General features: G+C 67.6%; 15 protein-coding genes. 8 read left to right on the forward strand and 7 right to left on the reverse strand.

Annotated elements, in window-relative coordinates:
* Positions 1-785: 785 nt before the first annotated feature.
* From HNR23_RS25010 to HNR23_RS25045, 8 genes are all read left to right on the forward strand, one after another.
* The gene (locus HNR23_RS25010; RefSeq protein ID WP_184079326.1) at positions 786-1,142 is read left to right on the forward strand and encodes a hypothetical protein; all 357 of its coding nucleotides are present in this window, start codon (positions 786-788) and stop codon (positions 1,140-1,142) included.
* Between the two features lie 66 nt (positions 1,143-1,208).
* On the forward strand, positions 1,209-1,529 hold the full coding sequence (locus HNR23_RS25015; protein WP_184079327.1) for a hypothetical protein: 321 nt from the start codon (positions 1,209-1,211) through the stop codon (positions 1,527-1,529).
* A gap of 311 nt (positions 1,530-1,840) precedes the next feature.
* The gene (locus HNR23_RS25020) at positions 1,841-2,734 is read left to right on the forward strand and encodes an ArdC-like ssDNA-binding domain-containing protein (RefSeq protein WP_246421858.1); all 894 of its coding nucleotides are present in this window, start codon (positions 1,841-1,843) and stop codon (positions 2,732-2,734) included.
* A gap of 86 nt (positions 2,735-2,820) precedes the next feature.
* Positions 2,821-3,093, forward strand: coding sequence for a hypothetical protein (locus HNR23_RS25025; RefSeq protein WP_184079330.1), 273 nt, complete (start codon positions 2,821-2,823; stop codon positions 3,091-3,093).
* Between the two features lie 80 nt (positions 3,094-3,173).
* Positions 3,174-3,704, forward strand: coding sequence for a hypothetical protein (locus HNR23_RS25030; protein ID WP_184079332.1), 531 nt, complete (start codon positions 3,174-3,176; stop codon positions 3,702-3,704).
* 112 nt (positions 3,705-3,816) lie between these two features.
* Positions 3,817-4,149 carry a hypothetical protein gene (locus tag HNR23_RS25035; RefSeq protein WP_184079334.1) on the forward strand — a complete coding sequence of 111 codons (333 nt, stop codon included), beginning with the start codon at positions 3,817-3,819 and terminating at the stop codon, positions 4,147-4,149.
* Between the two features lie 90 nt (positions 4,150-4,239).
* Positions 4,240-4,884 carry a hypothetical protein gene (locus HNR23_RS25040; RefSeq protein ID WP_184079336.1) on the forward strand — a complete coding sequence of 215 codons (645 nt, stop codon included), beginning with the start codon at positions 4,240-4,242 and terminating at the stop codon, positions 4,882-4,884.
* Between the two features lie 84 nt (positions 4,885-4,968).
* A complete protein-coding gene (locus HNR23_RS25045) occupies positions 4,969-5,178 on the forward strand; it encodes a hypothetical protein (RefSeq protein WP_184079338.1) in 210 nt (69 codons plus the stop codon).
* A gap of 152 nt (positions 5,179-5,330) precedes the next feature.
* Here the strand turns inward: HNR23_RS25045 and HNR23_RS25050 are convergent, their stop codons facing one another.
* From HNR23_RS25050 to HNR23_RS25080, 7 genes are all read right to left on the reverse strand, one after another.
* Positions 5,331-6,398 (reverse strand): C40 family peptidase, encoded by a 1,068-nt coding sequence (locus HNR23_RS25050; RefSeq protein ID WP_343070713.1) that lies wholly within the window; start codon positions 6,396-6,398, stop codon positions 5,331-5,333.
* Positions 6,391-7,263 (reverse strand): replication-relaxation family protein, encoded by an 873-nt coding sequence (locus tag HNR23_RS25055; protein ID WP_184079340.1) that lies wholly within the window; start codon positions 7,261-7,263, stop codon positions 6,391-6,393. The genes HNR23_RS25050 and HNR23_RS25055 overlap by 8 nt, the downstream gene beginning before the upstream one ends.
* Before the next feature lie 15 nt (positions 7,264-7,278).
* On the reverse strand, positions 7,279-9,606 hold the full coding sequence (locus HNR23_RS25060; protein ID WP_184079342.1) for a type IV secretory system conjugative DNA transfer family protein: 2,328 nt from the start codon (positions 9,604-9,606) through the stop codon (positions 7,279-7,281).
* The gene (locus HNR23_RS25065) at positions 9,603-11,411 is read right to left on the reverse strand and encodes a VirB4 family type IV secretion system protein (RefSeq protein WP_343070714.1); all 1,809 of its coding nucleotides are present in this window, start codon (positions 11,409-11,411) and stop codon (positions 9,603-9,605) included. Before HNR23_RS25065 ends, HNR23_RS25060 begins: the two co-directional genes overlap by 4 nt.
* The gene (locus tag HNR23_RS25070; protein WP_184079344.1) at positions 11,411-12,340 is read right to left on the reverse strand and encodes a PrgI family protein; all 930 of its coding nucleotides are present in this window, start codon (positions 12,338-12,340) and stop codon (positions 11,411-11,413) included. The genes HNR23_RS25065 and HNR23_RS25070 overlap by 1 nt, the downstream gene beginning before the upstream one ends.
* Positions 12,341-13,861, reverse strand: coding sequence for a hypothetical protein (locus HNR23_RS25075; RefSeq protein ID WP_184079346.1), 1,521 nt, complete (start codon positions 13,859-13,861; stop codon positions 12,341-12,343).
* Positions 13,862-14,146: 285 nt separating this feature from the next.
* On the reverse strand, positions 14,147-14,446 hold the full coding sequence (locus HNR23_RS25080; protein ID WP_343070715.1) for a pilin: 300 nt from the start codon (positions 14,444-14,446) through the stop codon (positions 14,147-14,149).
* Positions 14,447-14,521: the final 75 nt, after the last annotated feature.

A 14,521-nucleotide genomic window follows, 5' to 3' on the forward strand; every position in this document is an offset into this window, starting at 1 on the left:
GTTCCTCCATCTGTTTGAGCGGCCACCCATCCGGCTGCGGAGCCTCTGGTCAGCGGCTCGCAGAGTCGGTCGGTGCCCCTCCCGACAGGTGCGGAGCACCTAGGCAAACTCTCTCTGTGGCGATGGGTGGATCGGATTGATCGACCTTTTCTGTGCGTGAAACCCTGGCTGGTTCTATCGCCCCATTTATCGTGCGGATAGAACGTGTGTCTTTGGTTTAATGCAACTTCGACTCCCTGGGCATTCCCTCCTTTGCGGTTGGTGGGGTTGCGGGTGACTTGTGCGGGGTTTCCAGTTGTCCGCTCTGGCTTTCAGCGACTCCGATTGCGCGTCCCCTTCAATGGTGATGCGCCAAAAAATCATGGGAATTCCTCTGTTTTGGCGTTAGGCGATCTTGCGGTAGGGGTATGAATAAAAGTGACCAAGCAAGCGTAAGCAACCATTAGGGGCATTCATGTCCTGGTATGGAATCTGGCACGGTGGCGCTGGCTACTCTCCGAGCGGTGAAGAGGATCTTGAGTATTTCGGGTCACTCGATAATGCCGCTCGTGCGCTGAGGTCCCGCTACGACTCTGGTGGGATGTGGCTGCAGGATTTCGAGTACGTGTCTCGTGAGCCCTGCAGCGTCTGCACACCCTGCGTGACCGAAGAAAGCTACATCGATCTCTACAGCTCTGCTGACCCCGACCTGTCATGCATTGAGCGACGCGCGGTGTTTGGCCCGCGTGGCGGCGTTCGATTCGAGTAGTCCAGAACTGGCCCCTCGGTAGTTCCGTAGGTGTGTTATGTCCACGTTCTTCATTGACGGATTCACCCCCAAGTCCCACACGCTGATCATTGAGCCCGCCGGAGCGTATCCCCAGCGAGAGAACTGGTCGTATGAGCTGTTCAGCGGCGATCAATTGATCTTCTCCGGAACCGATGTCGGTAGCCCCATCGGTGCCAGGGAAGACGAAGTTGCCGCCGCAACTTTGGGTTTCCTCACCGTGCGACCTGGTGACACCGACGACGAGTATTTCTCTGCCTACACGCCGGAACAGATCGAATGGTGTAACGACCACGCGGAATACCTCGCGTGCTGCCTGTTCGACGAAAACGGCAACTGCGTGACGGACCTCTCTGCTTACCGTATCGACCCCTAGCCATGTCCGAGGGGGCGCCGGTTGCGGCGTCCCCGATGGCCCCTCATGGCTCTTAGGAGATCTCTCATGACTGTCTATCGCGCTCGCCTGCTCCTGCTCCCCATGGACGATTCATTTCCGGTCTCTGTGTCAGAGGCGGAAACGGCGTCCGACGCCGTTATCGAGTCCGCGCGCTCTCTTCGATGCTCTGAGCCCAAGGGAACCGGGGGCGTAGGAATCCGTGAGTTCCTGGTGGCTTCGAGTGAGAAAGGTGTCTGGGTCGAAGCCGTTTGCGTCGCTCCTGATCCGGCTACCGCGAAAAGCGACGTGGTCGATGCCTGGAAATCGGACCTTCAACGTAAGTCGCTGTTCCTGAGTGGAACGCAAATCGTGGCTGATCTGGTGTGAGCCCAGTTAATCACCGACGGGAGTAGTCGGGGTGAAGCCGGACAGTTTCTCACCCCGGTCTCCCTGGCCTCAGATTCGCGATTCCTGTTCATGGTTGGCAGATGTTCCGATGCCAGCCGTGATCGGTAACCGCATAGGAGTTCAACCCTAGGTGTGGTGATCAAAAGTGATTGATACTCCAGTCTTGCACGCGGACTATCCGCACTTCCCCGGAACCCTGTACGACTGCTCCGCCTGCGAAGCGGAATGCCACTGCGAAGACGCATTCACGTGTGTTTTCTGCGCCATACAAAATGAGGAGGATTGATCATATGCGTTCGCGGAAACCGAAGCTGACCCCCGAGCAGCGGCGGGAACGGATCAAAGCCGCACACGACAAGCTGTCGGGCGCCGTAGACGGACTGCTCACCTCCGAGGGGTGGCAGGCGATGGTCACCTCTCGCGCGTGGCTGCGGCGCTACTCCCTGAACAACATGATGCTGATCACCTCCCAGTTCCCCGACGCAACGGATGTCCGTCCCTACTCGCAATGGAAGGAGGCGGGTCGTCACGTTCGCAAGGGGGAGAAGGGCATCCGGATCTTCGCCCCGTGCCGATACAAGGCGCGTGATGAGGACGGCAACGAAGAGACCGACGCCAGCGGCAACCCGCGCTATCAGGTACGGGGCTTCACGGTGGTCTCAGTGTTCGATGTCTCCCAGACCGACGGCGACCCCCTGCTCAGCGCGGACGGCTCTGCACCGCAAGAACTGACAGGAATGGCGCCCGAACAGCTGTGGGACGGCATCGCCGCACATATCAACAAGCGTGGCTTCACCGTGGAACGCGGCGACTGCGGAAGCGCCTACGGCTTCACACGCTGGGCGACACGTACGGTACGCGTCCGCTCCGCTGTCGAGGACGCCCAAGCCGTCAAGACCTTGGTTCACGAGCTGGCGCATATCGCCTGCGAGCACGAAGAGCGCCAGACAACCACGCCCCGCGCGCTCCTGGAAGTGGAAGCGGAGTCGGTCGCCTGCATCGTCACCCATGTGGCCGGACTGGATTCGCTGGCCTATTCGGTGCCCTACGTCGCGGGATGGGCTGGCGACTCTGAGACGGCACACGCCAGCGCTGAGCGCGTCGTGCAGGTGGCCGACCAGATCATCAGCGCTCTAGGGGAAGCAGCCCCCTCACCCGCTGCTCGTGCTGTAAGTGCCGCGTGAGCGGCCCTCGTCCCCCAAGAGGAGAGACGGCAATGCAGGACTTCACCTACCGCGCACATCTCGTCCGACGCGTAGATGGGTGCCCAATGAGCCACGAGGAAACGACCGCCATCGAACGCGCGATGAGCGCCTACCTGGCCGCTGGCGCAATCCTCACGGGCCCGGACGGAGCCTCGTGGGCCCGAGAATTCCGCATCGACGTGCATCCCCACGGCGCCACTCTCACGGCCGTGATGTGCGCAAACGACCTCGACCAGGGCGGCAAGGCAACTGAATTCCTCGCCCTGTCACTGCTCAGGGCCGCGCTTCCCGAGTGGCGGTTGGTCTTCGTCGACGGGATGCCCACGAACACCACATAGCGCTCATGGGGCTGGTCGGGACAGCGACCAGCCCCCTCACCCCCACTCCAGTCCCTCAACCGGATGAAGGAGCCATCACCGTGATCACACTTGTGCATACCGGGATGCGGGTCCCCACCGGCCGGATCCGTGTCACCAGCATGAAGCACGTCGACCAAGGAAGCGCTATCGCCTGGTCAGCCGTCCTCCGCGACGGCATCGTCAAACTCGGCACTATCGCTGACGACGGGCGCGGCTCCGGCGCGCAGTTCCACCCCTGCACGGACACGGGACAGCGGGTCATGAACGATTTCGTTGCCCAATGCCGTGCGCCGGACGGTGAACCGCTCACCGAAGAGTTCGTCAGTGAAGCCCTCGCGGACGAATACCAGTACGCCAGAACGGTCGCGATGGCCGAGCGTGAGCACGCCTACGTGGTGCGGACCTACGACAAGCTCGACGTCCCGGAAATCCTCACGTTCACGCTCAGGCCTGGCAAGGCCATGGACTATGCGGAGGCGCTCCGGGCCGCCCACCGCCTCTCACTGAGCGAGCCGATTCGTCGCGCCGAACTGTGGATGGGCGCCGCCAAGGGCTGGGTCGAGTTCCTTCGTCGGCACAGCGATCAGTAACAGTCCCTCCACCTCACACCGGGCAGCGAAAACTTACGAGACGGGGCCGGTCGGGACAGCGATCGGCCCCCTCAATCTCCAGTCCCTCACACCTCAGGAGAGGAGATTCGTCATGGCCGTGATCACGGTCGAGATCTTCGCTCAGGCTCCCTCGGACACTGACTCGGCCACGCTTCCCGACCAAGGATGGGTGGGTGAGCAGCTCAGGTATGCGATCGCTCCCTTGCTGCATGACCCGGATGGAGCGCTGCCGCTCCTCGGATACACCGTCACCCCCTACGAGAACGCGGCCCTGATCGAAGCCCACTGCGTCACCCGGTCCGGAACCGAAGCGATGGACGTCATTGCTGCTCGACTCGAAGCGACCATGCAGGACCACCCCGATGCCTTCGACGGTTGGCACCTGCATGCCGGACAGACCCACGTCCAGATGAGCGACAACTAGTACTCCGCGTGGTGGGAGCGGGTTGGACAGAGCTTGCCCCCACCATCTCGACACCCCCAGTCCCTCACCCATGTCGAAAAGGAGACCTTCGTGCGCATCCGACTGACCGACCGACAGCGCATCGAACTCGCCCACGCTGCCACCACTCCCGGCGGTCTCTTCCGTCACGACGTCCCGACCAACACCATCGTCGCTCTGATCGGTCTCGGCTTCGCCATGCCCAAGGCATTCGGCCAGCCGCACCGCATCACCCGGGCCGGACGCGCGGCCAACGCCGGTGACGAAACCGGCGCACTGACCTGGCAGCGGCTCACCTCAGTGCAGCGCTCCGTGCTGTGCGCCTTGTTCGACGGCCGTAACGCTGACCGGGCCGGTTCCGTCCTCTCGGTCAACGCGGCGACGTTCAAGCGGCTCGCTGCCGCTGGCTTCATCGAAAACCAGGGGCGCAACGACGGAGCGCACTCCCGCCTCACCGGGAAGGGGCGCGACGCCGTCTTGCGTATCCGAGGCGAGCGCCCCGCCTTCACCGAGCAGGAGATCACGGAAGTGCGTGCCGATGAGCTGTGTGTCGGTGACTCTTTCATTGCCCACGGGCGGCGCTGGATCGTCGCAAGCCCGCCGACGAGCAGCGGGTACCGCATCGACGACAAGACGGTGCCTGCCCGAGCTGAGAACGACCCCAAGGGGAGGGTGCGTGAGCTGACCCTGCCCGCTGGCCAAGTACTTCAACGCTGACCACGATGACGGGGCCGATCGGACAGGACCGGCCCCGCACAACACCTCACTCCAGTCCCTCACAAGAACCGAAAAGGAGAGGCTGTGCCCAGAGTAACCACCGACGTCTCACCATCGGTAGGTGCGGCCGTGGACCCGGCCACCCACCAGGTCATGGTGTGGACGAGCGCTCCCGGACAGCTCGCCCACCTCATCCCCCTACCTCCGGACCTTGCCCGCTACTGGGCATCGCAGATGCTCAGCGCAGCGGACGCCGCCGAAGCGTTCGCAAGCGATCACGACAGCGGCGGGTAACACCACGGCTCAGCAGACCTGTGAGCAGACGAAGGGCCGACGGGGCAAAGCCCGGTCGGCCCTCGGGCCGGTCGTGTGCCTAGCGACCAAGCAAGACAACAAGCAACCACGGCCGCATTCAGGCTATCGTGCGCCAGGCCCTGTGTCGCGGGCTATCCGGGCCGGACCGCGGCCATGAAGCGGGGGCTGTAGGTGCTGGACTGGATGGGCTCGGTGCGGACGGTTTGGCCGCTGCTGGGGGCGTTGACCATCTGGCCGTCGCCGATGTACATGGTGACGTGGCTCGGGGCCGGGCCGGGGGCGCCGAGGTCGGTGGTGTCGTAGAAGAGCAGGTCTCCGGGTTGGAGCTCGTCCAGGCTGACGCGCTGGCCGATCCGGTACTGATCCGTGGTGACCCGGGGGATGGTGACTCCGGCGGCCTGCCACGCCTTCATAGTGAGTCCGGAGCAGTCGAAGCCGCCGGGGCCCTCGCCACCCCATACATAGGGTTTGCCGACCTGCTTCAACGCCCATTCGACGGCGGCGCGGCCCTGTTCGCTGCCCGCACCTCCATCGACGATGGGCGGTATCGCGTCGAAGGCGTCGATCTCGGCGCGGACGTCGGCGACGTAGTTCCGGCTGCGGTTGTAGCGGTACAGCGCGGCGTCGAGCTGGGCGCGGTCGGTGAAGTCGACCGCTGCGCCGCCTGCGCTGAGGCAGAGTTCTCGGGCGCTCGCCAGGGCGCTGTCGTAGACGTTGTGGGGGTCGGCCACGCCGTCGCCGTTGCCGTCGGCACCGTAGATCGGCCACCCGGAGGGGAGGTGCTGGTTCGGGCCGACGGCGCGGTCGTATTCGGTGTCGCCGTCCCAGCGCCCGTTGTCGGTGTCGTAGTGCGGGGTGAGGTTGCCGCCGACTCCGGAGCCGTCGAGTCGGGGGCCGATGACCGGCGGCGTGACGTCGCCGTTGGGCGAGATCTCGCGGCCGGCCAGCAGGTTTGACTCGATCTTGCCGATGCCGGCCAGGATCTGCCAGCGCATCCCGGTGCATTGCGGCTCCATGCCTTCGAGCGCCTGTGCGGCGCGGACATAGGCGTCCAGCAGGATGTCGGGGATTCCCTCGACCCGGGCGGGCGCGGCGTTCGCGGCGCCATGGTCGAGGACGGCGGTGAATCCGGAGAACACCAGCCCGACGAGCATCAGGACCGCGGTGACGGCGATGAGGAGGCAGCCGGGGCTAGCCACCGTCGATGTCCTCCCAGCCGGGGATGGAGGGCTGCACCAGCCCCCTGGTGCGGAGGTCGACGAGTCGGCGGGGCGCGGAGGCGTTCAGGAGAGTCCACACCCGTTCGGCAGGGTGGGCGCCATGGACGGCGGTGGCGGTCGCTACCGGCGCGTTCGGGACACGGTGGCGCAGGTGCTCCTCGCGCTTGGCCGACGGCAGGTAGAACAGCACGACGCCGCGGTTGCCGGTGATCCTGTTCAGCTCATGGTAGGCGTCGAGCTTGCCCGCCAGGCGGCGCAGCGGTTCGGTGCCGGTGTCGTATTCGAGGAAGAAGTCGATCGACCGGTTTCCCGCGGTCCAGCGACCGGCGGCGTCGGGGCGGATGATGTCGCCGAACTGGCGCTCGCACTCGCGGGCGGTGCGCCACACCAGGTGGGTGTCGTGGGTCCGGGTGTGGGCCTGCAGGTCGACGAAGAACTCGTTGACGCCGAGAGTGTGGGACAGCGAGGAGCGGTAGGCGATGGTCAGGACGCGGTCGCGTCGGTACCCGAGCTCGCGCGCGGTCTGGCCGTGTTCGGCGGCGAGGATCTCAGCGCCGGGCGTGTCGAGGATGTAGTGCCAGGGTGCGGTGCCCACCGGTGTCCAGGGGCGGAAGCGGTCCAGGGCGCGAAGCCGGTAGAGGATCGGGAGGCGCTTCTTGGCGGTGTGGTAGGACCCGAACTCCAGCCGGGCGATCTGGTCGGTAGTGAAGACACGGTGTTCCCAGACCAGGGACATGATGCGCAGGTCGCGCGGGGTCAGGCGGGCGATGAGCTGGCGGATGGCCTCGGGGGTGGTACGGGGACGGACGACGTCGCGGTGGTCGGGGCGGGTGGGCATGCGCATGGTGTCGGCTCCCTTCTAGGCGGAGGACGGGGTGTGTTGGCGGGCCGCCTTGCGTACGGCTGTTGCGCGGCCTTTGACCGGCGGTGGCAGCGGGCGGGTGCGGAGGGTGAAGGACGGGCTGAGGGCGCCGTTGGAGACGAGGCGGGCGGCCGCCTGGTAGGCGGCCAGATGGGAGAGGTCGTGTTCGGCGAGGTTCGGGCGGACGTGGCGCGCAAGGTCGCGCGCGTCCTGCGGGCTCACGTCGAAGAACACCTTGGAGCGGGCGTTGGCCGCGACGGCGTTCTGGAGGTCGCGGGGTAGCTGGGCGAGGTCTTGGTGGGCCAGCACCAGCCCGGCCCGGTAGGCACGTGCTTCGGCGAGCATGTCGTCGATGCCATAGGGCAGTGTCAAGAAGTTCTGGCACTCGTCCAGGTAGATACCGACGTCCTGGCGCTCGGCCGCGGTCTGCCGTGCGCGGGAGAGCACCGCGTTCCACACCTGGGCGAGCAGCAGCGAGCCGAGCAGGGACGAGGTGTCTTCACCGAGCACGCCTTTGGGGAGGCGGGCGATGATGACCGAGCCGCTGTCGAGCAGGGCACGCAGGTTGAGCCCGCGGTCGGTGGTGGCGAGCAGGTCACGGGCGAATCCGCGCAGCAGGACGCTGCGGAGCTTGTTGGCCAGCGGTGCGGTGGCGTGCGCCCGCGCCGGTTCGGACAGTTCGTCGTACCAGGCCCAGAATCCGCGCAGGACGGGGTCGTCGACGTGGGCGATGGCGCGGCGGCGGAACGCGGTGTTCTCCAGCAGGCGGGGGATATTGGCCAGGCCGGCGTGCGGTGTCCCGGCCAGCGTGAGGCAGGCCGAGCGCAGGATGTCCTCGGTACGCGGCCCCCAGGAGTCGGCGAAGATCCTGCGAAAGATCCCGGTCACCATGTCCGCGGCGCGGTCCCGCTCGCCCCGGCCGCCGGAGAGCACGTTGAGCGCAGGTGGGGGCGCGTTGTCGTCGGGGTCGATCAGCACGACCCGCTCAGCGGCCTCCTCGGGCAGGCGTGACAGCAGCAGGTTGGACTCGCCCTTGGGCTCGATGAACACCAGGCCCCGGTGCTTCTTGATGTCGTCGAGGATCATGTTGAGCAGGAACGTCGTCTTTCCGGTCCCGGTGCCGCCGATGACGTGCATGTGGTGGCGGGCATCGGCGACGCGCAGGCCGATCGGGCGCGCCTTGGCGGCGTCCGCGACCCCGAGCAGGCGGGTGTCGTCAGTGTCCGAGGCGATTCCGGGCGGCGGCGCCGTGGGGCGGGCCGGAGCCCGTTCCAGGCCGGGCACGGTCTCATCGACCGGCAGGTGCGCCACCGCGGCCAGTTCCTTGGCGGAGAGCAGGTCGCCATGGCCGAGCCAACGTGCATGGGCCAGCCGGTCGGCGATCAGCGGCACCCACTGTCGCCTGTAGTGGTTGAAGTGCGTGAAGACGGCGAATGATGCGGCGACCGCGTGGGCGCGGCCTCGGCGCCGCTCCCGCCCCTTGGCGCCCTCACCAGGGTGGGTGACGACGTAGCGGACGCAGGTCTCCAGCCGGGGCGCGGTCGATTTGGTCAGGATGGCGCGGACTTCACCGCTGACCTCGGGTCGCAGGGCCATCAGGGAGGCGCTTCGTTGGTTGCCGCCGGGGGTGAGGGTGTCGAACACACTGGAGTTCGCGCTGTGCACCTGGCGGAGCTGGGCGGCGGCACGGTTGGCGTGGCGCAGCCGCCGCCCGGTCACCGGGCGGGCCGCGACTTGGACGAGCACCTGCTCTCCTGCAGAGGGAGATCCGGCTGCGCCGATCAGTGAGCGGATCGGGTCGTCGTCGTGCCCGGTGGCGATCGGGTAGTGGTCGGGGCGGGCCAGGCGCAGGTGCCCGCCGTGGGCTCGTGTCGACGTGTCGCGTGGAGGGACGGGGCGGGACGTGGCGGAGGCGCCGGGCCAGGCGGCCTCGATGGCGCGCTCGACTAGCCCGGGAGGGGTGGGTCCAGGCACCCACATCCGGACGCGGACTCCGTGGGTGTCCATGACGTACTCCCAGACCACATGCGGTTGGCCGAAGAGGAGCCGCTTCCAGGCGGGCCGCAGGAGGCCGAGCATCCCTGTCCACAGCGCCTCGGCGCCGGAGAGCTCGCTGTCGGGCGGCGGCAGGATCTCCACCAGCCGCGCCTGCCGGGCCCAGAAAAGGTGCCGCACCACTCTCGCGACAGCCCGGACCGTCAGGAGGATGGCGACACAGCTGGCCGCGACCCAGAGGAGCGCCCAGCCGTGCACTGCTATGAGCGCGAAGACGAAGTGGGCGAGCGCGGTAGGAAGGTTGCCGAGGTCGGTCAGGTCGAAGTTCACAGCGGGTCGTCCTCCTCGTCGAGCCCGTCGAGGTCCAGGGGTGGGTCTGCGGACTCGTCACGGCGAGCGGTGGTGGTGAGTTCGGCCGGGTTCGTCGTGACGAGCTGGTGCTCGTAGTCGCTGGCCACCACGTGAAAGGCGACCCGCCGTTCGCCGCTGCACAGCAGCGCGTCGCCAGGGCTCGCGGTGAGCAGGTGCTGCTGCTCGCCGTCGGACAACCCGAAGGCTGCGGTGATCCGGTCGATCGCCTGCGGAGCCTGGCGCATGAGGACCTGCGTCGCGCTGTTCGCGACGACGGCCTTGCCGAGATCGGAGCCGAGCACGTCGGCGGCGTCCTGCGTGGCCACGGTCAGCCCAACCCACCGCTTGCGGGCGGCCTTGGCCAGCCGGAACAGGAACTTGGCGCCTTCGGGCTCGGCCATGAGCAGCCAGCCCTCATCGACCAGGACCATGCGCGGGTGATCGGGGGTGGTCTCGGCGACGGTGCGCCAGATCGAGTCCAGCGCCAGCAGGGTGCCGACGGCTTTCAGTTCGTCGGGAAGGTCGCGCAGCGACCATGAGACGAGGTGGCCGCCAGGATGGTGGCTGGTCGGGGCCGCGAACAGCTCGCGGTAGGAGCCGGTGACGAACGGCGCGAGCTGCACCGCGAGATCCTGGGCGTGCTCGTCGGCCTCGCCCTGCAGGGTGGCCACCAGGTCGCTGAGCAGTGGCGACGGCCGATTCCAGGTGCGTTCATCGGCGGTGATTCCCGCACTGCGGTAGGTGGCGATGAGTGCGCGGTCGAGGGCGGCGCGCTGGCGTGGGTCGGGCGCCCCGTCGAGCATCACCGCCAGCAGGGTGTGGAGGAAGAGGGCGCGTCGGCTCAGCGCGTCACGCTTGGCGTTCCTGTCGAGGGAGAGATCGAGGGGGTTGAGGTGGACGCCGGGTGCGCCGAGCCGGATCACGGTGCCGCCGACGGCCTCGGTGAGGCGGGAGTACTCGTCCTCGGGGTCGATGACCGCGGCGCTCACCCCCGCGTACATGTTGCGCAGGAGGTCGAGCTTGCAGAAGTAGCTCTTGCCTGCTCCGGAACGGGCGAGGATGACGGCGTTGTAGGTGTCCAGTGCCCAGCGGTCCCAGACCACCACACCGGAGGAGTCGGCGTTGAGGCCGTAGAGGACCGCGGTGGGGGAGGTCTCCACAGCCAGGTCGGGGCTGGCGAAGGGGTAGGACGCGCTCAGTGCGGCGGTGTCCATGCTGCGGCGCTGCTCCACCAAGTCGACCCCGAGCGGAAGGCATGACGTCCATCCGTGGAGCTGGCGGTAGGTCGCGGGCCGCGCGTCCAGCAGCATCGAGGAGGCGAGGCTCTGGACATGGCCGACCTCGTCCTCCAAGGCCTCCTCATCGACGGCGTGGACCGTGACATACAGGCCGACCCGGAACAGTTTCCCCTCCCCGCGGGCGAGGGAGGCGGCCATCTCGCGGGCGTCCTCGGCGGCGACCTCGGCTTCGAAGTCCTCCAGCTTCCCCTTCTCAGCTCCCGTGCGAGAGGAGGCCTCCAGCCGTGCCATCTGGCGGCGCAGCTTGTCAGCGGCGACGTTCGGCGGGACGGGTTGGACATGCAGAGACACGTCCAACCGGCCGGGATAGGTCAGCAGCGGTTCCAGCCACCCGTACCCCACCTCGGCCGGGTAGCCGGTGATCACGAACGAAGTGGCGACACCGTCACCGACGCGCATGCGACGCGGCGCGATGTCGACCTCGGCAGCCACTGCATCCGTGGCGGCCGAGGTCGGCTCGGCCCTGGTCGCGAAAAGCCGAGACACTACCCCTCCCGAAGCGGTTCAGGGCCGGTGATGACGGCATCGGGCGCAGCCAGCCCCTCAGGTGGCGCGGCAGTGCCGCTCGTCGGGTTGGTCGCAGAGGCGAGTGCGGCAGCGACCTGAGGAGCACTCAGCACGCTGGCGCTGCTGCCGGCGGCAGCCAGCGCGCGGATGGCATCGTCGGCGCGCCGCTTCACGGTTGCCGCTGCGTGCCGTCCTTGACCGCTGGGCTCGCGCAGCACCAGCAGCACGTGCCGGTAGAGGAGATCGTGTGTCTCGGCCAGAGCCGCGAGGTAGTCCGCATGGTCCTTGGCGGCGGTCTCCAGTGCCGGGTGCGGCAACGCGGGTGCCGCACGGTCGAGGGCGGCAATCAGCGGATCCAATCGCACCGATTCGGCGCGCACCAGGATCTGCGCGGGAGCGGCCAGCGAGTTGAGGTAGCCGGCGAACCCGGAGACGAGCGCGGCCTGCTCCTCAGGCGTCCGTAGCCCGAAGTTCACCGTCGAACAGGACAGGACGACGGCGGCGCCGTGCTCACCGAGGTCGATCACACCATCGTCGCCGATGGCCGACAGCGGCAGCTCCAGGGGAGCGGGAAGCGGTTCGGTCTCAGCGCCGATCCAAGAGGGGATCTGCGGTGCGGTAGGGGTTCCGGTGGCACGGCGCTTCGGGAAGCGGTGAAACCGGAGAGCGGCCATGAGGAGCTGGTCGAGCCCGAGTCCGTCGCGCCGCACCAGGGCGGCGGCGATGGCCGCTCCCATGATGGGGACGGCGATCGCCACCAGTGCAGGCAGCGGCATGACGTCCTTCAGCCCGGTCAGCAGGACCCAGGTGGCGATTCCCGGGACGCCGATGATCAGGAGCTGACGAGCGGTGAGATCCGCGAGGATCTTGTCCTCGCGCTCGACGTCAGCGGGCATCCGCACGCGCATTCAGGACCTCCTTCGACGCTGGCGAGTGGGCTGGTGGCGGTTGTGGCGTGGCGTGGGCCGGACCGGGCGACGCTGGGATGGTTCGGCGTTCGAGGGCGGCGGTGGCGCCGGTGTCGACGGCGGCGGGTGCTGCGTCGGTCGAAGCGGTGCCGCCGTCTGGCGGGGATGGGAGGGCGGGGCCGGGCGTGACCGGGGACGCCGCATCTGAGGGGTGGCCTCGAACAGCGCGTCTTGGCGCGTCCGCGGCGGAGGCTTCAGGTTCGGAATCGGGTCCTGACGCCACCGCGGCGTGGAGAAGCCGGGCAGCGTCTCCTGGCGCCACGCGGAGGCCTTGCTGCGCTGCCCTTGCGGGCTGTCGGGAAGCGTGGGCTGCACCCAGCGTCGGCGCTCGGACAGGCGCCGCTGCGCCTTGGGATCGATGTCGCGGTCGATTCCCGGGATCGGCTGCTGCTTCGAGCGCGAGGCAGGAAGTTTGATCGGCAGCTCAGGCTGGGTCCAGCGTGGCCGACGCGGCGGCGCGGCCCGCGTCAGGCGGCCCTGGACTCGGGGCGGGTGCCGGGTGGCGTGCTGCGCGGTCGTCTGCGCCGCCTTGGCGGCCTTCTGGCTGGCCAGGGCCTTACCGATGTTGCGGAACACCAGCAGGCTGATCGCGAACTTCGCCGCCCGCACCACGGGACTGGCCTGGTAGTTGAAGACCCGCTTGAAGGCCCAGAACGGGATCCTGGCCAACACGTAGATGCAGCAGATCAGCAGGCCGACGTCCATGAACGAGCTCGCGGTGCCCCCAACGTCGACGAAGTCCATGTCCTCGCGGGACAGGAACACCGTCACCGTGATCCGCAGAACCAGTGCCTGGGCGACCTGGATGACCAGGAGCGCGCTCATCGCCCGCCACCACATCCGCGCCAGCCCATCGGTCTGCGGCAGGGCGTGACAGGCGAGCGCGAGCGGGGCGACGGCGGTGAGCAGGAGCCACATCATGACCCGGATCAGCGTCGCGAAGAAAAAGAAGATCATGAGGAAGTTGGCGACCGCGATCAGGATCACCACGATCACCAGCTCGCCGACAGGGTCCTTCAGGAACCGGCCGATCGCCGCAGCGACGCTGTCCGGGGTGGCGGTGTCGCCCAGCATGCTCAGTGCGACCCCGTTGCCCACGTCGGCCATCAGCCGACACAGGAACCAGCTCGCGTTGGCGCCGATGAAGCCCAGCAGCAGGCGCGGCAGGTTCTCCTTGATCCCAGCCGAGGCCTGCACGGTCGGATTCGTCATCACCAGGACTCCGGCGAGAGTGACCACCAGCACGTAGACGGTGTTGGTCACGGCCAGAGAGATCGACCAGCCCTGCCGGATGCCCGAGGTGGGCGGGGGTGTGTACAGCATTCCGATGGCGGCGGGCATCAGCCCCGCGTTGACCATCTCGCTGACGAACGAGACAAGCCAGCCGTTGAACGCCTGGGCGACCTTGCAGCCGTAATCGAGCATCCCGCACTCCTCGCCCTCGGGCGCGGGATCCTGCACCCCGCCGCCGTCCTCGGGTGGAGGGCTGGGAGCCGGGCCTGGTGATGGCGCGGGTTCAGGGGAGGGTGCCGGACGCGGCTCCGGCACGGACGGCTCCTCCGTAGGAGGCTCGGGTGCCGGTCCGGGCGAAGGAGCGGGCGGCATGGCATCGGTGGGGGCGATACCGGCGGCATGCGGGACCGTGGCGGCGGATGCCGTCATTGCCGTTCCGGCAAGCATCGGCAAGGAGATACCGAGGGCGACCGCGGCGGCGAGGATGCCGAGACGGCGTCGGGCCGTCATCGGCTAGCTGTCCAGTCCGACGAAGCCGCGGAGGATCTGCACCAGGAGCGGTGCCAGAATCGCTACGCCGTAGCCCAGTGCCGAGAACTTGAGCGTGTCCTTCGCTTTGCTGACCTCCCCCGGGTCGCCGCCTGCCAGCAGGTAGCGCAGACCACCGATGGTCAGAAGCAGGGTGGCGAGCGCGACGAGGAGCCCTACGAGCCAGTTCCTGATGTTGGTGATGACCGAGTCCAGGTCATCAACGCCGGGCTCCTCAACCCCATCGGCCAGTGCCGGGGTGCCATCGCCAACGAGAACGCTCACAGCGATAGCGAGGACAGCAAGGGCCATGACGTATTTTCCCGGAGCTCGCATAACTGTCACCTCAAGAAGGGGGGA

Origin of the sequence: Nocardiopsis mwathae, from assembly GCF_014201195.1 — a bacterium.
GTDB lineage: Bacteria > Actinomycetota > Actinomycetes > Streptosporangiales > Streptosporangiaceae > Nocardiopsis_C > Nocardiopsis_C mwathae.

Coding starts and splice junctions, on each gene's coding strand:
- HNR23_RS25010 (WP_184079326.1), top strand. CDS start 786: ATGTCCACGTTCTTCATTGACGGATTCACCCCCAAGTCCCACACGCTG.
- HNR23_RS25015 (WP_184079327.1), top strand. CDS start 1,209: ATGACTGTCTATCGCGCTCGCCTGCTCCTGCTCCCCATGGACGATTCA.
- HNR23_RS25020 (WP_246421858.1), top strand. CDS start 1,841: ATGCGTTCGCGGAAACCGAAGCTGACCCCCGAGCAGCGGCGGGAACGG.
- HNR23_RS25025 (WP_184079330.1), top strand. CDS start 2,821: ATGAGCCACGAGGAAACGACCGCCATCGAACGCGCGATGAGCGCCTAC.
- HNR23_RS25035 (WP_184079334.1), top strand. CDS start 3,817: ATGGCCGTGATCACGGTCGAGATCTTCGCTCAGGCTCCCTCGGACACT.
- HNR23_RS25055 (WP_184079340.1), bottom strand. CDS start 7,263: ATGCGCATGCCCACCCGCCCCGACCACCGCGACGTCGTCCGTCCCCGT.
- HNR23_RS25070 (WP_184079344.1), bottom strand. CDS start 12,340: ATGCGCGTGCGGATGCCCGCTGACGTCGAGCGCGAGGACAAGATCCTC.